Genomic DNA, 18,880 nt, shown 5'->3' on the forward strand with positions numbered 1-18,880 from the left:
CTGCTTTTTAATTTTGACTTTTTACTTTATAAAGCTTTTAAATTTCTAATTTTGCACTATGAGTACAGTTAGAGCAAAAAAACATTTAGGACAGCATTTCTTAAACGATAAGAATGCGGCCCAACGTATAGTAGAAGCATTGGATCCTAAACTGGGCTTCAGCCAGGTACTCGAAGTTGGTCCGGGCATGGGCGTCCTTTCTGATTTTTTATTACAGAAAGAAGAATATGAGACCTATCTGATCGATGTCGATGATGAGTCGATTGCCTATTTGGATGACAAATACCCGCAATTGGGAAAAAGATTGATCCATGGCGACTTTCTAAATCTTGATTTTTCACACTATTTCGGTGAAAAGATGGCTGTTATCGGCAACTTCCCCTACAATATTTCCTCTCAGATTCTCTTCAAAATTCTGGACGAACGTCAACGTGTTGTTCAGATGGCCGGTATGTTTCAAAAAGAAGTCGCTGAGCGCTGTACAGCGAAGGCGGGCAGCAAGGAATATGGTATCCTGAGCGTGTTCTTACAGGCCTACTATAAAGTTGAATACCTCTTTACGGTAAAGGCCGGCGCATTTAACCCTCCACCCAAAGTATTATCAGGTGTCATCCGCATGACCCGAAATGACCGCGAACAACTGGCATGCGATGAAAAGTTATTTTGGCGGGTCGTTAAAGCTGGATTCAACCAGCGTCGTAAAACTTTACGCAACTCCCTTTCAGGTGTAGTTCCGAAAGATAAGATGTCCGATAATCCGCTTTATGAATTAAGGGCAGAACGGTTGACTGTCGATGATTTCGTCAGCTTGACCAACGAGATCGCAAATTGCCTCTGATATGGATTCCACAGATAACACTTTTATTATTATTGGTGGTGGGATCGCTGGGCTATGCGCAGCGATAGGCCTCCAAAAATTAGGGATTGAAGCCCATGTCTATGAAAGTGTAGCTGAACTTAAAGGTATTGGAGCGGGTTTTGGACTTGCAGCCAATGCCATGCAGGCTTTAGATCACTTGGGATTAAAAGATGAAATCAGTCAAATCGGACATTATCTAGGTTCTTATAATGTCTTGGATCAAAAGGGAAATATTTTGGTCGAGCCCAATACCAGATCAATCAGCCAAAAATACAAACAGGACAACTTCGCCATACACCGGGCTGACCTACACCGGTTTCTCTTATCAAAAATTCCCGAAAGCCATATTCATCTCGGCAAACGTGCGACCTCTTTTGAACGGTTAGGGGGAAAAGTCTGCATTCATTTTACGGATGGAAGCCAGGTTGTTGGCGGGGCACTGCTTATTGCTGATGGCGTGCATTCACTCTTACGTCAACAGCTAATCCCAGCGTCTACCCCCCGTTACGCAGGTTACACCTGCTGGCGGGCAACAATAGATAACAGCAGTATCCAGCTTAAAAAAAGCACTGAAACATGGGGGGCAAAGGGTCGGTTTGGCATGACTCCGCTTGTTGGCAACCGTATTTATTGGTACGCCTGTATTAATAGTATAGCTCAAAACAATGCATTAAAAAAATGGACTACCGCAGAATTATTCAACAACTTCAAAGAATACCACGATCCGATTCCAACGATTCTATCAGAGACTAAGGATGCTGAACTGATCTGGAACGACATTATTGATATCGCGCCGTTAGGGCAGCTCGCTTTTGACAATATTCTTTTGATCGGAGATGCGGGCCACGCTACAACGCCCAATTTGGGGCAAGGTGCCTGTCAGGCGATTGAGGATGTTGCTGTACTGCTGGATGAACTGAAAACAAGCACATCGATCCAACAAGCATTTGCCCAATTTGAAAAACGTCGCTTGGACCGTGTCAACTATATCTGTAACACGTCTTGGCAGATCGGGAAAATCGCTCAATGGCAAAATCCTTTTTTGATCGGTATGCGCAATTTTATGATGAGAATACTACCCAATAGTCTTAAGCAACAACGGCTAAACAAACTATTGTCAGTAGATTTTATGCAAATAAACCGTAATCATGAACGATCCTAATCTATTCCATCAATCGAGGAGTGATCAGAAGTATTCGGCTGAGCGCTTGCGGATAACATGAGATAAAAATAAATCTGATCGCTTCATTACAAAAAAACAAATTTAAAGGGATGAAAACTAATATTTTGATTGTCGATGACATCCATGAGATTATGTTGGAGAAATTTGAGCAGGCGGGCATCACTTATGATTACCGCCCAGATATTGACCGTGCGGAATCTGAAAAGATTATTGCGAACTATTCAGGCCTGGTCATCCGTTCCAAATTTCAGGTAGATAAAGTATTCTTTGATCTAGCACCGAATCTGCGCTTTATCGCACGTGCAGGAGCCGGAATGGATAATATCGATGATGAAATTGCGACCCAGAAAGAGATTGCTTTAATTCCGGCCAATGAAGGTAACCGGGATGCTGTAGGAGAACATATGATCGGAATGTTACTGAGTCTGATGAATAATCTCAACCGCGGCGATCGACAAGTAAGGACTGGCCAATGGTTGCGTGAAGCCAACCGAGGTTATGAGCTTAAAGGTCGTACTGTTGGCTTGATCGGTTATGGTCATAATGGTATGGCGATGGCCAAAAAACTTTCTGGGTTTGACGTGAACGTACTGGCTTATGATAAATACCGTACAAATTATACGGATCAATATGCCGTAGAAGCCAGTATGGCAACTATTTACGAACAAGCTGATATTATTAGTTTCCATATCCCCTTGACCGCAGAGACAAAAGAAATGATCGATGACATCTATTTATCGAAGTTTAACAAAGCTATCTTTTTCCTCTTGGGCGCCAGGGGTGGTATTGTACAGGTTCCCGCTGTATTGAATGGTCTTGACAGTGGCAGCATACTAGGGGCAGCTTTTGACGTACTCCCCATTGAAAAATTCCCAAAACTTGCAGAACAGAGCTGGTATTCAGACCTTATCAGCAGGGATAATGTCATTTTATCTCCCCATGTAGCGGGCTGGACATTTGAAAGCTATTACAAATTATCAGAAGTGGCAGCAGATAAGATTATTGCATTTTTAAAGCAGCAGGATACGTAACAAAAGGAGTCTGTCTGTCGATCAAGTGCTACAAAATGAAAGCCCCCGTTCTTCGATGCATACACGGGCGATGCGAGTTATTCAGTTATATTGGATCGAGGAACCGCATGCTTGTCCAAACAAAATTTTAATACCAAATACTAAGGACGACTACGATCAAAAATTGAAGGACTAGGCTACCATCCAGTAAATAGGCATAATGGTAGTGGTCCTTGGTCCTGAAAACGGCTAATTTTAAGAGTATATAAATCAGTATATTGGTTAAGACCAATCCGAACTTGACCCATAGCAGATATGGCGCAACAAGGATTAATAAACTATGTAATAGCAACAGCGTATAAGTAAGATTTTTCGCTTTCTTCTCCCCTAGCATATTCGGTAGTGTACGCAGATGATAATAGGAGTCCTGCTGAATATCACGGATATCAAAAGGTAGCGTACAGATGATCAGGAATATAAATTTCAGCACACAAAGTGCAACAAGAACCCAATGATCTATGACATCCCCGTTATTAAGGAGTTCGACATAGGGAAGTATCACACTACTACAAACCCACACCAACGCGATATGGAAGATCTTGGCACCGGGGATTTGTCGGAGCCCAACTTTTCGATCACGGAAGATAAATAAGGGCATTCCATACAATAAGCTCAGCATCCCGATAAAGCCTAAAAAAAGAAACGAGTACAGGTGAATCTGTAACAAACAGTAACCGAGCACGGCCAATGCGATAAAATTATTGAGCCACATCAGCCATTCGTTATTAAAAATCCAGCGTGTACGGGCAAATTTTGATTCTTTTGGATTTTTGGGCTTGGACCACCATAAGCTAAAATTATAGAGCAATAATGTTGCGGAGCCTTCCACCAAAACAATAGACCAATTGATCGGCCTTTCAAATAGGATATAAGTCAGTGCACATTGCGCCATAGCGGCCAATGCAATCAAAATATTCGTATAAATGCTGATATAGAATATCTTTTTTAGAAACAACATGCCTGTTTAATCTTGCTGCAAGATAACAATCTTGATAGATAAAAGTAGTTTAACATTATATTAAACATCAAATTGTTGATAAAATGGGCAAAAACCGCTAAATTGTACACCGAAATTGAAATATTAAAAACAATTTCGCAACGATAACTTTATAAATTAAAATAATTCATAATAACCCTATAACAATGAGCCTACAAATAAAATCATTTGAAGAATATCAAAGTGAATATAAGCGAAGTGTAGAACAACCGGAGGAGTTTTGGGCGAGCATAGCGGATCATTTTTTCTGGAAGAGAAAATGGAACAAAGTGTTGAACTGGAACTTTGAGGAACCTAATATCAAATGGTTTGAAGGTGCAAAATTAAACATTACCGAAAACTGCCTGGACCGTCATATTTATGCAAATGGCGATAAACCGGCAATTATCTGGGAGCCCAATGACCCCAATGAAGCCCACCGCATCCTTTCCTATAAACAATTGTTACAGAAGGTCGAGCAATTTGCCAATGTATTAAAGAACAACAATATCAAAAAGGGCGACCGTGTCTGTATATATTTACCGATGGTTCCGGAGCTTGTGATTGCGGTATTGGCCTGTGCACGTATAGGCGCCATCCACTCGGTTGTTTTTGGAGGGTTTTCTGCACGTTCGATCGCTGACCGTATCGTAGATGCGGAATGTAAATTGATCGTGACCTCCGATGGCAGTTACCGCGGTAATAAAACCATTGGACTTAAAAATATTGTGGATGATGCGTTGATGCAATGTGATACTGTGGAGAGAGTTATTGTATTAACACGTACACGCACACCAGTATCTATGATCAAGGGGCGTGATGTATGGTGGGAAGATGAGATTAAGAAAGTAGAAACCCAGGGCAATCCGGCCTGCCCAGCAGAGGAAATGGATGCCGAAGATACTTTATTTATCCTTTACACTTCTGGATCTACGGGTAAACCGAAAGGAGTAGTCCATACCTGTGGTGGTTATATGGTCTACACCGGATATACCTTTATGAATACCTTCCAGTATCAGCCAAATGATGTATTTTTCTGTACAGCCGACATCGGTTGGATTACTGGTCATAGCTATATTGTTTACGGACCATTATCGCAAGGCGCAACTTCATTGATGTTTGAAGGTATCCCGACTTTCCCTGATGCAAGCCGTTACTGGGATATTGTTGATAAATTTAAGGTTAATATCATTTATACTTCCCCTACAGCATTACGTTCATTAATGGCTTTCGGGGATCAGTTTGTCGATAAAAACGACCTGTCGTCACTGCGTGTATTGGGATCAGTGGGTGAACCGATCAATGAAGAAGCCTGGAACTGGTTTAATGAGAAAGTAGGTAAAAAGAATTGTCCTATTGTTGACACCTATTGGCAAACGGAAAATGGAGGGCACCTGATCACCTCCTTAGCTGGTGTTACACCAGAAAAAGCAAGTTATGCCATGTTCCCTATGCCGGGCATCCAACCCGCTTTAATGGATGAGAACGGCAAGGAGATTGAAGGTAATGACGTAACAGGCAATCTGTGCATCAAATTTCCTTGGCCGGGCATGCTCCGCACGACATGGGGAGATCATGACCGCTGTCGTCAGACCTATTTCTCCACTTACAAAGACATGTACTTTACAGGTGATGGATGTTTCCGCAGTCCAGAGGGGTATTACAAAATCACAGGCCGTGTGGACGACGTATTGAATGTATCTGGTCACCGCATCGGTACTGCCGAAGTGGAAAATGCTATTAATATGCATGCTGATGTTGTGGAGTCCGCTATCGTTGGCTATCCGCACCCGGTAAAAGGCCAGGGTATTTATGCCTATGTTATCGCCAATCACCATACGGATGCTGAAGCAACCAAGAAGGATATTATGGAGACAGTATCGCGTATCATTGGTCCTATTGCCAAACCGGATATTATACAGTTTGTCAATGACCTTCCAAAGACGCGCTCCGGAAAGATCATGCGCCGCATTTTACGCAAGATTGCCGAAGGAGATATCAGCAACCTGGGAGACACCTCTACGTTGCAGGATCCTACAGTAGTCGAAGGGATCATACAAGGTGCCGAAGGCTTGAAACAATAGTTCTATAACCTTTAACAAAGAAAGCCTCCCTAATGGGAGGCTTTCTTTGTTATTTAACTTTTGTTATCTCGATAAGTTAAGCCGTATTGGAATGGTATATTTCACATTAACTCTCTCACCACGCTGGATTCCGGGCTTCCATTTTCCGGCCTTTTTTATCACTCGGATTCCTTCTGCCCCCGTTCCAAAGCCTAGATCTTTTTTTACAACTGGATCTTTTATATTACCATCTTTGTCTACGATAAATTCGATCAGCACAATACCCGCTACGTTATTGCTAATTGCTCCCGGGGTGTAGTTGTAATGGCTGCTAACAAACCCCATCAGTCTAGAAATTCCACCGGGATAATCCGGCGGACTCATAAAGTTCGTGGAATCATAATTAAAAACTTCACCATTCGCTTTGGTTTTGACGCCCGACACTAACTGATCATGATTGTACGTTTCTATGAAACTGTCCTTGCCCATTTTGCCTTTCCATTCGCCCTCCCGTAAGTTGTTTTTCATTTCACCCTCTTCATAGCTCCAAACATAGTTTAACCGAATAAAACCGTTCCCATTGTCCAGCTTTTTATTGTTAAGCGAATCATAGTAAACGACGTAAATGGGCTTTTCTATCTGCAATTTCCCTTTTTTGTCTAGGCTACTTGGATAGAAAATAATTTTTTCCAGTTTATTATTGGGATAAAGATAAAATGCCGAATCTATCAGCTCACTTTCATTGCTAAAGTTTTCCAGGCTTTTTAAAGTTCCCTGTTCATAAAATTCATACTTGCGTCCCTGAAATTTAAACGGATAAAGCGCATTGCTACTGATACCACTAAGTTTGAGGGAATCATTACGCAGATAAAATTCTTCGATGCGATAAGTTTTCTCCTTCCCTCCAGCATCCACATGGATGGTTCTCATAAAATAGGCGGAGTCGCGTTGTTTAGTTTCATCGCCATCTTTTTTATGATAACTCGTAAAAGTAACCTGAGCATACAGATCCGATATACATAAAGTAGACAGAAAAAAACAAATAACTTGGGCTGTCAAATGCAGATACTTCATAATGATTGTTAATATAATGGAGCAAGTATAGTAAATCCGATAACATATAAAAAATATTTAACTCCATATTTCTTTATCGCACTTCATAAAATATCCGATTCTACTGATAAGGGGTTTTCCACATCATGTTAATAACTATGTGGAAAACATAAAATCGTGAAGATTCACGCTTTTTCCCAAGCCTGGCGATTTCTGTCAACGTCAGCACAACAATGTGATTAATATCTTCATGCAATTCCTTTATTAGCTATTGATTGATCTGCAAAGAGAGGCTTTTATAAAGAATTCTTCTGTGAATTTTAAAGCAAAAAAAATAGCCACATCATCACGACGTGGCTAAAAATAAACATATGAATTTAATTAAACAGTTGCTATTTGTATGAGTTTACCGAACTCGTGACCTTCCAGGTTCCGGCTTCATTTACCAAGGTAACCAGGTCTGTTTTTGTAAATGTTTCGAATTTCATGGTAATCTTTGCTACCATATAATTATCGGATTCCTCCAAGATTTCCGTATTGGTCGTGCAGTTTAGTTTTTCACCTTTTTGCTTTTTCAGGAAGGAAATTACTTCTGAGCGTTTATTGGTACGTCCCGTTTGGCCTTGGATCTTTTGGCTGAAATCGGAAGCGAATAGTTGCTCTACTCCACCCGATGCACCTTCTGTAATAACGGATACATAGCTATCAATAGCTAAATCAGCAGTAGATAGGTTCAATGTTTTACCTGGGTCTGCAGCCATAGTACATGTTGATACTGCGATTAGGGCTGCTGCTAAAAATGTCTTTACTAAAGTTTTCATCGTTATAATTGTTTTTTTGTGATGAAGCTATCAGATTTATTCAGTTCTTATTTATTGAATAAATCATGATGGTTTCATAATCTTTTTACTTTATATTGTTAGTTTTTTATTGTCTCTTTCTTAGTAGTCGCAGGAATATTGATTTTGTTGCAACATTTCCCTCAACATTCTGATTCAAAATTAAGACAACGCAGCCTACGATTTCATTACATTTAGATTAACATTCGGAAAAAGTCGGTGAATAAGGGGGAAAGGGCGGTGAAAGATTATGGCTGTAGAAAAATTGTATATCAAAAGCACAATTTCGCGCTCCAACTTTGACATTTCCCCCAGTAACTGAATGATTTAGTCTTATGCTTCATTCATCTCGACACGGGAGTATTTAACATTTCCATCAGTCAGCATGAGTTAGTAGCCTATCAGATTAAAAAAGTCTCCCGTTTCTATGGCACAGACTGGTGATTTTATCGCTTAGATAGGCGTCGAAATGAAACAGATAGCGGAGAAAACGATTCGGACAGACGGGTAAATGAAAATTCCCTTTGACAAAATACCGACAACACAGGTCTAAACAATCTAGAAGCAGGAGAGTATCAACAATTTGCTCTGCAAAATGGCACAGACATGGTACAATTTGAAGCATCTTCGCACAGCAGTCTTCCAAAATAGCCAAAAAACGGGTTATCCACATCGTTATTAACATTCTGTGGAAAACTCAGTATTACCATGCATTCAGCTACGCTAAAAACTACGTTGCACAATCGTTGATTTTAGCGTTATTGATAAGGACAAGAAGCTTGATCAAAGATAAAGGATAATCAAGCGCTGGATTAAATACAAACGCCCTGTGATAACATTATCCATCATTATCACAGGACGAAAGTAGAAGAAGTATTATTGCAAAGTAAATGTCATTGCAACATCAGGTCGATCTATACCTACAATTTTTGCATACAGATTTTTTCCATCAATTACATACTCCAGTTTAAAGCTGCTATTGAGCAGAAAATCGTCAAGCTGATCCATAATCTTGGCACTATATCCACCGGAGGCACCTGACCTTTTGGTTAATTTCAATACACCAGTTGCGTCATCAATGGTATAGTCGTATACAATAGTAGTTGACCAACCTCCGCCACAGTTATTTTGACTGGCGAAACCAACGAAAGAAATTCTCTTATTTGCAAGATTCCATACCAAACTTACATCTCCACAATTAAACACATACCCTGTCGCACCGTTTCCCAATCCTTTGAAATAGCGATTTAAGATCTCCGTCCCCTTTGGCGAGTTTTCAGGCAATAATGTATTAAATGGTAAATATAGTTTCGAATATTTTGTTCCCATCAACAGGTGCAGCGGAATTAACGGTTGAGCGGAATTTTTCACTTCAAATTTTCTACCAATTGAATCAATAGCTGTTAGCTTATCACTCTCCCAAGAGATCTTTACAAGATTAATTTTTCCCGCCTTGAGCGGTGACTCAACATTGCAAATAATTCCGTCCAACGTATAACAAAACTTAGCAGTCGAACTCTCTACTTTATTTCCTGGAAGGATGGTAGTCGCTCCCGTTTCTTTGGAATCGTTATTAATTGTAATTTGATATTTCTGTCCACTTTCCTCAATATATGGATTAGCATTTTCAGCAAAGAATTTGTTAGTTTTTTCAATTGCTTGTGTATACCCTTTACTAGCATAGACTTTCGCTTCAGATTCTTTTGCTTTTATCAATACAAGAGGCTTTTTAAACTTTCTACCTTCAAAAAATAAAGTATCTCCACGTGTCTTTATATAATCGAATTCAACATCGCTCCCCATTCCTTTACCAGGTTGACCACCATATACATCAGGGTTTGGATCTTGCAACATTGTTAGATAATTATACGTATCAAATGATAATGTTGCGTACATGATCTGCCTGATTCTGTATGTGGATTCTTTGAGTTCTGATGAAGTCTCTTCATCTAAATCAGCAAGCATTTTTAACCGGTCATTTTCCTGAAATTGAATATAAAAGCCATAGCCACCTGAATATTCCGTGCTTAAATAGGCCTTCCAACCAAAAGGAGCTTTAACAAGCGTGGATTTTACATAGGCAAGGGTATCGGCCACTCTTTTATCTGGATCGCCAAATAATTGATCCACTTCCCGTGGTTTACTGCAACTGAAAGCCAGTAATACCAAAAACATTAAATAAAATATCTTTTTCATAATTTAATACTTCCTCAAATTTACTTTACCCATCAATGTTGCATTTGGATCCTTTGTATCTTTCAAAATAAAATACTGTAGATAATCGCTAGGATTAACCGCTAAATCAACTTTCTTCCACGCTGCGGCAAAGCTCGTACTACCTAGATAATCAATTAAGGGCTGCGTATCTTTCAATATCCAGCTAATATTTCCATTATCATAAATGGCACCTGTCCCTTGCGTGGCGGATTTGGAGATTTTAAATGTATTGTCCGCATTCTTTGCAATATCAAAATCATATGCTGCAGTCCAGGTATTATCTTTATCACCAAATGTAATGTTCAGTGTGGCTTTTGTCGAAGAAACAAATTTGAATGCCATTGTTTTTGTGGTCCAGCCCCCAAGTTCATCCAAAATCGCCGTAAACAGATTCTTTTGTTTATTGGATAGCGTATTTTCCAGCCCCCAGGTACTTCGAATATCCCAATCCAAAGAGCCCAAATAATCATTGCTAAGAGCTGTTGCTGCTTCATATCGGGTAGAATGGTATTTTTCAGCCATGATACGCTGGAATTCAATCTGAAGCTGCGTCACATCAATATTAAAATTCTGAACCATATAATCCCTTACAATAGATTCTTTCAGTTTAAATTTAGGATACGCATCCTTGCCACTGTCGTAAGCAAAATCATCATAATACAATTGGCCCGCAACAATCAGGTGAGACAAGACTTCAGCGAAATCCTCACCGATTGCCTTTCTCGAATAGGGCGTGATAAAACCCAATGACCTTGCTTTAGCCTGGGTATTCTCCTGTGCCGTCCAGTTTGAATAATAATCCCCCGCACATACTTTTCCAAACTCACCAGGAATAAATCTCATCTGGTTAAGTATGTGCGTAAATTCATGATGAATAACCTGCAGATTTCCACTGACAGAGTTGGGATTTGTTTCATCAAAATTGTTTATTCCGTACAAGGTGATGCGCCTTCCTCCATCTGCTGTCCCCCCCTTCACCGACCCATCTACATCATAATCGCCTGATCCAAACAATGCAAACTGTTTTGGTGTATAGGTCTTTATAAACGGTACGCCACCAACTTTTTTATAGATATCCAAAAAACCTTTAATGACAACGTCCATTTGCGGGATTACCTTATCCTCATTGGCTGGTGCTATATTCTTATTGATATCATGCATATTACGCTGATACCGATAGACCACCTCAATATTGTACGGATCGGTTAAGTTCGTTTTGATCCATTCGTCAATTTTCCCGGGTACAAATGTATCGTAGTTTTCAATTTTTACATTAAGTTTCTCCTCTTTCGTACAGGAGTATATGCCAACCAAAAGACCGGCCAGTAGGGTTGCTTTTATAATCGTTTTCATAAATTACCTTGGGTTTTGTTCAACACCTGACAATTCTGCTTCTTGCGGGATCTGAAAAACACGTCGCGGATCCTCTGGTTTTAATTCGATATAACTCTCCGTTTCATCATTTGCAATAAGGAGATGTCTAACCGTTATTCCCTTACGAATAATATCAAACCAACGCAAGCCCATCGACATAAAGCCAATGTGCTTAAACTGTAAGACGGTCTGGATCAGCGCTTCCTTATCATCTTGTACCTTAAAAAATTGTTTGGATTTTGCCGCGGTTACAGCGTGGTTAGCAGGGTTGTAATTGTCAATTCGGTTGCTTGCCATTAAATTCAAATCAGCAATACCAGCAGCAGTATTCCCCAATTCTAAATACGCCTCAGCCCGATTCATCAAGGCCTCGTCTGTAATTAAGACGGGAACCATAAGCATTGGGTAACCTGTATTGGCCGTTGGATTTGTCACATACCAGAATTCCTTCCAGATATAGGTTGTATAATGCGGAGCGCCGTAGGATACACCGAAATTATAAAACTTGGCTCCCGCTGCGGTTTCCCCATTATAAATATTTTGAAAAACATTGATTCCCATAGCGTAACGATTATTCCACCAACGCTGATAGCCACTGTAGGTTTCATTGATCAATAAGCTATAAGGCTGATCTGCTTTAGAAAAAACATTATGCACTTCTTCAAAGGTCATCTTTTTAAAAGTGGAGTTATATGGAATCAATTTTCCAGCGAAATTTCCACCCGCAAAAATTTTGTTGGCATTGTCTACCACCTTTTGCCATTCACCGGTAAACAAATAAAACCGTGTTGCAAAAGCATGGGCAGCAGCAGGTGTAAAATGGTATTTAGGCACATTCCACTCCGCTGGATTTGCATCTAGCAGCGCTAGACCTTCCTCCAGATCCCTACGGATATTGTCATAAACAGATTTCACTGTCCCGCGGTCATACTTTTTGATAACTACGGTTTCCGGTTCCGTGACATAAGGAATACCGGGCGATGTATTGCTTTCCGGCTTCTTATAGTCGTAAACTTTTGCAAAGAAATTGACAAGCATAAAATGTGCATAGGCCCGTGCGACCAAGGCTTCGCCCTTAAAGGCTAAAATATCATTGCCAAAATCATTGGCTTCTATTGCAGCCAAGGCATGGTTGGCAGCGGCAATCGCCTCATAGCAATTGTTCCAATAACTATTGGGACTATCCGTATCACTGTCTTTGACATCTTGCCAACGATACAGGGCAGGCACAGGTTGATACAAATCACCGACTCCTTTATCTTCCACATTGTCTGAATAAGTTTCAGACATAGCTAGATAATTGGCAAAAGGGTAGGCAGATGTAATCAATCGCTTGACTTTATCAACCGTATTGATTTCGGCACGCATATCTGGCTGTTGATCCAGGTATTTCTTACAACTGCTAAATAGCAATGTGGAAGAAATAAATAAATATGTAAGGTGTGTAAGTTTCATAATTTAATCGTTTAGAATCCTAATTTCACAGATAAGGTCACTTGTTTTGGAACTGGTAGTGCCACACCACCATTGCTATAAAATTCTGGATCGACTCCATTGAGCTTTTTATCCGCGTAGATTAACCACAGGTTATTCCCGACCAGGTTTACTTGTGCTGTTCTAAATTTAATTTTGTTGACCACAGATTTTGGGATATTATAACCCACAGAGATTTGCGACAGACGGAGGTAATCGCCTTTTGCAACCCGTTCAGATGAATAGTTATATGCATTGTAGGAGTAAACGGATGCTGTACGATTACCAGCTGCATTCTCAACATCAAATTCAGCTGTTAAGCCATCGAGTGTGGAAGGGATTACGGTCAGATACTCATCGCCGTGATAAATAAAGCGATTTATCAACTCTCTTGAGACATTGTACATATCCAGGTAGACCGGTGAATAGTTAGGCTGCAAGCGCACCATATTGCCTAAACCAAATTTAAGCAGAAAGGATAAGCTAAAATTTTTGTAGTCTAGCCGGTTGTAATATCCCCCAGCGAGTGTAGGATCTACCGGTCCCTCATATTTTAGGAAATCCGTCTGCGTATCCTGAAACCAAAAATAGGTTTCGCCCGGAGTACCATCTGTACCAATATAGGTTGGGTACCCTCCATTGGCGGCCAGTTTATCAAAATCCAGCGAGTACAAGCCCCTATGTGGCCTACCGATCATTGCTCCGCCCTCACTTGCAATCAGATTCCAGATATTGCGTGTTACATTTAGTTTGGTAATCTTTGTTTTGTTAAAACCAAGGGTAAGCTGTGTGCGCCAGGTAAAACCATTAGGGTCTTTAAACGGAAACCCACCAAGCTGAATATCAACCCCTTGCCCCTCCATATCCGCATAATTGGCTAATTTTTCAAATTGTCCACCAATTCCAGAGGTACGAATCGGCCCGATTAAATCAAATATATTACGTTTGTAATAATCAAAGTTCAGGTCAATACGGTCATTTAAGAAACCTAAATCGGTACCAATATTAAGCTCATACATCTTCTCCCAGGTCAACTCCGAGTTTTCCAAACCACTTATGTTAATCTTTCCTTCTTTCTCACCATCATAGGGTCTATAGGTAATAACATTATAAAACACGGCGGTTGAATTAGATGCATTGCCCATATTGGCCACTAAGCCGTAGGTTCCCCGTAGTCTGGCGCGCGAAAGAATCTTGTTATCTCTATTAAAGAAATTCTCTTGGTCAATATCCCAGGCTGCCGACAGGTTCCAGGTCGGCAACCATCTTGCCACATTGGTTCGCCCCATTTTATTCGATCCGTCGTAACGGGTAGTGAAGTTAAAGGAGTATTTATCTTTATAGTTATAAGCTCCACGCAATGCATAAGCTAATTTACGATCATAGGTATAATTCATGGCAAATGGAGTACCGCCAGCTTCAAGTTGCTTCTTATAATATCGGTATGTCGGTAAAACCAGATTACCATTGTCATACTCTATTCCCGGCCCATTAAAATCATGACTCTGTTTATCCGCATACTGGAGTTCATAAGTTCCAAATAAATTCACCGTATGGTCGTTCCATTTTTGATTATATTCCAAGTTGTGACGCATATAATAACTGATCATATTATTATTGGCCAAATTGAAAAAACCGCCGCTTGGAAGAATAACATAACTATCCGTATTTGGAAAATCGGGGTCAGCATATAAAAAACGATTTCCACTATTCACCGTCTGATCTTGATTTGCCCGGTATGCTTTTGAAAGGTTCGCATTTTCGGTAATCATATGTTGTCTTTCGGAATTATAATAGCGATACATTCCATTGGCAGAATAGGTAAGTGAGGGGAGTATTTTATAGGTAATACCCGCCTGCACTTTGATATCCATCAATTTGAGTTTGATGTAATTATTATCAAGTTCATTTAAGATATTAAATGGAGCATAATCCCTTGTAAAATATTCCCGGTCACCATTTTCATCAAACGGAGTAATTATACGGCTGGTATTTAAAGAATAAGAGTAAGGATTGATATCGAAATCCCGAGAATAGCTACCATATACCGCATCAGAATTACGATTTAGTGTACCCGGTGTCCGTTGATCCCGAATATTTCCCTGAAAAATAAACTCGGTACTCAGTTTATCATTGATTTTGTAGTTATTTCGAATATTGGCGGTAAAACGCTTGGCCTGGTTACCCAGAGTATATCCTGGATCATTCATATAACTGGTCGAAGCGTAAGTTTGCGCTTTCTGTGTTCCCGTGCTCATACTTAATGAATGGTCATGCACCAAACCATTCTGGAACAATAAGTCAAACCAGTTTGTATTTACATTTGCATAGCGTTGCAAAAAATTGTACCGTGAGGGGGCGTCATTTCTGAGTTTAAAAGAATCCGTCTTTGGATCATATTCGTACATCAGATTATACATTTTGGTAAAAACTCCACCTGTTCCGGCTCGTGAGACCTGTGAGTGATTGAGGTAGCCCTTATTTTCCATGTCGATCACCAACTGCATCTGCTCCGCAGAATTCATGATATCGAATTGGTTATAATTAGGCTTGATATAGGTTGTATAGTTGCCAGAATAGCTAAAATGCGTTTGACCTTCTGTATTTTTACCTCGCTTTGTATTCACAACGACGACACCGTTCATGGCTGCGGCGCCATATAATGCTGTTGCCGCAGCATCTTTCAGGACTGTAATAGATTCAATATCATCCGGATTTAAACCAGCAACGGAAGAGCCCAATAGCGTATTGGCATCCCCTGTTGACAAGGCTTCATTGGAGATATTAACAGCTTCATCCAAAATAACACCATCGATTACCCATAGCGGTTTATTATCCCCTGTTAATGAAGTTGCACCACGAACGCGGATTTTAGGAGCGGCTCCAAAGGTACCTGATACGTTTTGAACCGACACCCCAGCCGCCTGTCCTTCCAACATGCGTGAAACATCAGGAACCCCAGCACGTTCTGCTTCTTTCGCATCTATTCTCGAAGCAGCACCGGTGAATAATTTTCGATCCAAATTTTGGTATCCAGTGGCAACAACATTCACCTCCTCCAATGTACGATCTGCTGGTTCCAAAGTGATATTGACATCTTTTCTTCCGCCAACGGCTACTTCTGTACTCACAAAACCAACATAACGAATCACCAAGATGGCATTCGATGAAGCATTAATTTTAAAATGACCAGCTTCGTCCGCTTGCGTAGAAATTGATGTACCTTTTACGGTCACTGTCGCTCCACTTAGTCCTTTCCCACTTTTATCTTTAATAGTACCTGTGACAGGTTGTTGTGGAACCTCTGTCAAGCTACTCCTACTCGTTTTTGAGTTACTATTGACAGAAATCGTATTAGCAATGATCTTATACTCAATATTATTATTTTTTAATACTGCATTTAAGGCTTCTTCTACAGAAGCGTTCTTGACATTGACAGAAATCCGTGCTTTAGCATTCAGGTTTTCACTGTACAGTACACGTAAATGAGACTGTTTGGAAATAGCAGACAGTGCTTCTTCGATACGTGCATTTTTCATATTCAAAGTGACTTTTTGAGCTGTACCTTTCGCATGTACGCCCGTCACAAATGCAAATAAAAGACATGTACTAATTTTCATAATACGTAGGGGTTTGCAAAATCGCGGGTCTTGAGGGATCAAGAACCACTTTTTGCTAAATGGTAAGTTATTCATACATTTACATTTTGTGGTTAATTGGGGTTTCTAATTGTTACTTCTAATTTTGGACCTGGTTATCACATTTTTTCTGAACAGGGATGCGCCAACATTCCTGTTCTCTTTTCTTAGGTCATTTTGGTTTAGTTATTATTTTATCATAAGCATCTGGTATTGGTGAAAACTCGGTATAATTTTTAGTTCTTCGTTTCTATCGTTAATTTTTTACCATCCACTTCAAACCTGAGATCACTAACATAGGACAACATCTCCAAGACTTGGGATAGTTTCACATCCCGTTCAATACTTCCCGTATATTCTTTGTCCATTTGCACATTTCCTCTAAATTTCACGTCCAAATCATACCATCGTGATAATTGATGAGCAATATTCACAATTGTTTCTTTCCTAAAATAAAACTCATTATTATGCCAGGATAGATCTTGTTGTAGATTTGCTTTTCCTTTTATCAGGTGCCCCTTAGCGGCCGCTGCATATTCTCCCGGAGATAGCGCGACATGCTGATTATCTTGCCATACTTCTACCCTTCCTTCGGCTAGTGTTGTACGTACTAGATCTGTATAGGAATTCACGTTAAAATGTGTCCCCAACACCTTAATTTCATTTCCCTTAGATTCGACGACAAATGGATGATCTGGATTGTGTGCGACCTCAAAGTAGGCCTCTCCATCTAAAAGTACCCTTCGTTCGGCGGCAGAAAACTGCGATGGAAACTTTAATTTTGACAGCGCATTTACCCATACTTTCGTTCCGTCAACTAAGGTCATTTTATAAAAGCTGGCCTTTGGCACGATTAATAAATTGTACTGGGAGGGAATGGGCTTATCAATATCTTTCACAATGAGTTCACTGCCATTCCCAATCAAGTTATTATTTTTGCTCAAAGTCTTCGTAGAATCTCCATTTAATGGTACATTCGTTCCATCAGCCAATACCAAGACCGCTCCGCTTGTCGCCGGTGCAACATCTTGTTTCTTCTTAATAGCGACATGTATTCTTCCAGAATGATCCGGCAAAAACTTGGTTTTCCATAATAAGAAGGTACCCATTAGAAAAATAATAGATGCAGCTACCCCTAAAGTCCATTTTCCAAAAGGCTTTACAGAGTTGTGATTTTTACCATTCAACTTATCCCATGCCTTATTCGCATCTAATTTTCGAACGATAGACAAATCTTCCTCTATGTTTTTTGCTTCACGAAATGATTCCAACAATTGTTTATGCTGCGCATTCGCGTTCAGCCATTCGTCAAGTTCAATTTGCTCTTCTATAGTCAATTGGTCACTAAGGAACTTCCGGATGATATTCGCAATATGTCCTGTGTTTTCTTTCATATATTACACTAAAGAAACGCAAGACAAAAAAAGGGGTGACAAGAATTTAAATATTTTTTAACAAAAAAATAACGAGCGGGATAAATTCAGGGTTTAGGCGTTTTAGTAGCATTTTCATGCCACGTTGTTTTTGTGTTTTTACAGTGTTGATACTAATCTGCAATTCTTTGGTAATTTCCAGATTGGATAAACCTTCGAGGTATCCCAACCGAAAGATCTGCTGGCAGGAGGCAGGCATTTGTTCAATGATTTTGTATATCTCCTGGATAACTTCACTATGAATCATATTTAACTCTAGTGCAGTATTATCCTCCTCGGTAAAGCCAACCACCTTCCAATATTTTTGTCTTACCTTTTCGTGTCGGATATGATTATAACAGGCAAAACGGACAGCACTATAGAGGTAATTCTTTATTGCAATATCATTGGTGCTGACCTGATCTGTATTCCTAAAATAAGCAATAAAGGCATCCTGTACGAGATCTTCCGCTACAGTAAGATCTCCCAATATCTTCCAAGCAAAATGACAAAGCCCGTTATAATGTGTCTTGAATAATAATTCTTCCTTCTGCATAGCTTAGATTACATCGATATTCCTTGTTCTATCCCATTTATGACACGATAGTTTAGGGTATTAGGTATTAGCGGTCAATATTCATAATAATTGTGTCATAAAAATGACTAATATTTTTTATTATTCACAAAAAAATATGCCGAAAAAATGATTTTTATATATTTTAA

The 18,880-nt window shown here is 39.9% G+C and carries 13 protein-coding genes; 4 read left to right on the top strand and 9 right to left on the bottom strand.

Annotation, left to right across the window (positions count from 1 at the left end; all coding sequences use genetic code 11):
* Positions 1-58 precede the first annotated feature (58 nt).
* The 3 genes from rsmA (at position 59) to ACK8HY_RS11510 (ending at position 3,073) form a co-directional block, all read left to right on the top strand.
* Positions 59-838: a 16S rRNA (adenine(1518)-N(6)/adenine(1519)-N(6))-dimethyltransferase RsmA gene (gene rsmA, locus ACK8HY_RS11500; protein ID WP_077438815.1), complete on the top strand. Its 780-nt coding sequence runs from the start codon at positions 59-61 to the stop codon at positions 836-838.
* Between the two features lies 1 nt (position 839).
* The gene (locus tag ACK8HY_RS11505) at positions 840-2,021 is read left to right on the top strand and encodes an FAD-dependent monooxygenase (protein WP_416133706.1); all 1,182 of its coding nucleotides are present in this window, start codon (positions 840-842) and stop codon (positions 2,019-2,021) included.
* 110 nt (positions 2,022-2,131) lie between these two features.
* The gene (locus tag ACK8HY_RS11510) at positions 2,132-3,073 is read left to right on the top strand and encodes an NAD(P)-dependent oxidoreductase (protein WP_416133707.1); all 942 of its coding nucleotides are present in this window, start codon (positions 2,132-2,134) and stop codon (positions 3,071-3,073) included.
* Between the two features lie 127 nt (positions 3,074-3,200).
* On the opposite strand, the gene ACK8HY_RS11515 is transcribed toward ACK8HY_RS11510, so the two are convergent.
* Entirely contained in the window at positions 3,201-4,070 is an 870-nt protein-coding gene (locus ACK8HY_RS11515; RefSeq protein ID WP_416133708.1) for a hypothetical protein, read from the bottom strand.
* A 185-nt stretch (positions 4,071-4,255) separates the two neighbouring features.
* On the opposite strand from ACK8HY_RS11515, the gene acs reads away from it, so the two are divergent.
* A complete protein-coding gene (acs, locus tag ACK8HY_RS11520; protein ID WP_416133709.1) occupies positions 4,256-6,172 on the top strand; it encodes an acetate--CoA ligase in 1,917 nt (638 codons plus the stop codon).
* A 63-nt stretch (positions 6,173-6,235) separates the two neighbouring features.
* Here acs and ACK8HY_RS11525 read toward each other — a convergent pair whose 3' ends face one another.
* The 8 genes from ACK8HY_RS11525 to ACK8HY_RS11560 all read right to left on the bottom strand — a co-directional run bounded on the left by ACK8HY_RS11525 (position 6,236) and on the right by ACK8HY_RS11560 (position 18,713).
* A complete protein-coding gene (locus tag ACK8HY_RS11525; protein ID WP_416133710.1) occupies positions 6,236-7,225 on the bottom strand; it encodes an energy transducer TonB in 990 nt (329 codons plus the stop codon).
* Between the two features lie 371 nt (positions 7,226-7,596).
* The gene (locus ACK8HY_RS11530) at positions 7,597-8,025 is read right to left on the bottom strand and encodes a nuclear transport factor 2 family protein (protein WP_077438809.1); all 429 of its coding nucleotides are present in this window, start codon (positions 8,023-8,025) and stop codon (positions 7,597-7,599) included.
* Positions 8,026-8,919: 894 nt separating this feature from the next.
* Complete coding sequence (locus ACK8HY_RS11535; protein ID WP_416133711.1) at positions 8,920-10,239, bottom strand: DUF4302 domain-containing protein; 1,320 nt, start codon at positions 10,237-10,239, stop codon at positions 8,920-8,922.
* A 3-nt stretch (positions 10,240-10,242) separates the two neighbouring features.
* A complete protein-coding gene (locus ACK8HY_RS11540) occupies positions 10,243-11,613 on the bottom strand; it encodes a substrate import-associated zinc metallohydrolase lipoprotein (protein WP_416133712.1) in 1,371 nt (456 codons plus the stop codon).
* 3 nt (positions 11,614-11,616) lie between these two features.
* On the bottom strand, positions 11,617-13,089 hold the full coding sequence (locus ACK8HY_RS11545; RefSeq protein WP_077438806.1) for a RagB/SusD family nutrient uptake outer membrane protein: 1,473 nt from the start codon (positions 13,087-13,089) through the stop codon (positions 11,617-11,619).
* Between the two features lie 11 nt (positions 13,090-13,100).
* A complete protein-coding gene (locus ACK8HY_RS11550) occupies positions 13,101-16,727 on the bottom strand; it encodes a SusC/RagA family TonB-linked outer membrane protein (RefSeq protein ID WP_416133713.1) in 3,627 nt (1,208 codons plus the stop codon).
* 254 nt (positions 16,728-16,981) lie between these two features.
* Positions 16,982-18,139, bottom strand: a complete 1,158-nt coding sequence (locus ACK8HY_RS11555; RefSeq protein WP_416133714.1) for a FecR family protein — start codon at positions 18,137-18,139, stop codon at positions 16,982-16,984.
* 46 nt (positions 18,140-18,185) lie between these two features.
* Positions 18,186-18,713 (bottom strand): RNA polymerase sigma-70 factor, encoded by a 528-nt coding sequence (locus ACK8HY_RS11560; protein ID WP_077438803.1) that lies wholly within the window; start codon positions 18,711-18,713, stop codon positions 18,186-18,188.
* Between the last annotated feature and the right edge of the window lie 167 nt (positions 18,714-18,880).

The sequence above is a fragment of the Sphingobacterium sp. NGMCC 1.201703 genome, from assembly GCF_047784615.1.
Taxonomy (GTDB): domain Bacteria; phylum Bacteroidota; class Bacteroidia; order Sphingobacteriales; family Sphingobacteriaceae; genus Sphingobacterium.

Excerpts from the sequence above, each read along its gene's own strand:
- ACK8HY_RS11550 (WP_416133713.1), bottom strand. The coding sequence starts at position 16,727 with ATGAAAATTAGTACATGTCTTTTATTTGCATTTGTGACGGGCGTACAT.
- ACK8HY_RS11515 (WP_416133708.1), bottom strand. The coding sequence starts at position 4,070 with ATGTTGTTTCTAAAAAAGATATTCTATATCAGCATTTATACGAATATT.
- ACK8HY_RS11530 (WP_077438809.1), bottom strand. The coding sequence starts at position 8,025 with ATGAAAACTTTAGTAAAGACATTTTTAGCAGCAGCCCTAATCGCAGTA.
- ACK8HY_RS11510 (WP_416133707.1), top strand. The coding sequence starts at position 2,132 with ATGAAAACTAATATTTTGATTGTCGATGACATCCATGAGATTATGTTG.
- ACK8HY_RS11555 (WP_416133714.1), bottom strand. The coding sequence starts at position 18,139 with ATGAAAGAAAACACAGGACATATTGCGAATATCATCCGGAAGTTCCTT.
- ACK8HY_RS11535 (WP_416133711.1), bottom strand. The coding sequence starts at position 10,239 with ATGAAAAAGATATTTTATTTAATGTTTTTGGTATTACTGGCTTTCAGT.
- ACK8HY_RS11545 (WP_077438806.1), bottom strand. The coding sequence starts at position 13,089 with ATGAAACTTACACACCTTACATATTTATTTATTTCTTCCACATTGCTA.
- ACK8HY_RS11540 (WP_416133712.1), bottom strand. The coding sequence starts at position 11,613 with ATGAAAACGATTATAAAAGCAACCCTACTGGCCGGTCTTTTGGTTGGC.
- ACK8HY_RS11505 (WP_416133706.1), top strand. The coding sequence starts at position 840 with ATGGATTCCACAGATAACACTTTTATTATTATTGGTGGTGGGATCGCT.
- ACK8HY_RS11525 (WP_416133710.1), bottom strand. The coding sequence starts at position 7,225 with ATGAAGTATCTGCATTTGACAGCCCAAGTTATTTGTTTTTTTCTGTCT.
- ACK8HY_RS11560 (WP_077438803.1), bottom strand. The coding sequence starts at position 18,713 with ATGCAGAAGGAAGAATTATTATTCAAGACACATTATAACGGGCTTTGT.
- rsmA (WP_077438815.1), top strand. The coding sequence starts at position 59 with ATGAGTACAGTTAGAGCAAAAAAACATTTAGGACAGCATTTCTTAAAC.
- acs (WP_416133709.1), top strand. The coding sequence starts at position 4,256 with ATGAGCCTACAAATAAAATCATTTGAAGAATATCAAAGTGAATATAAG.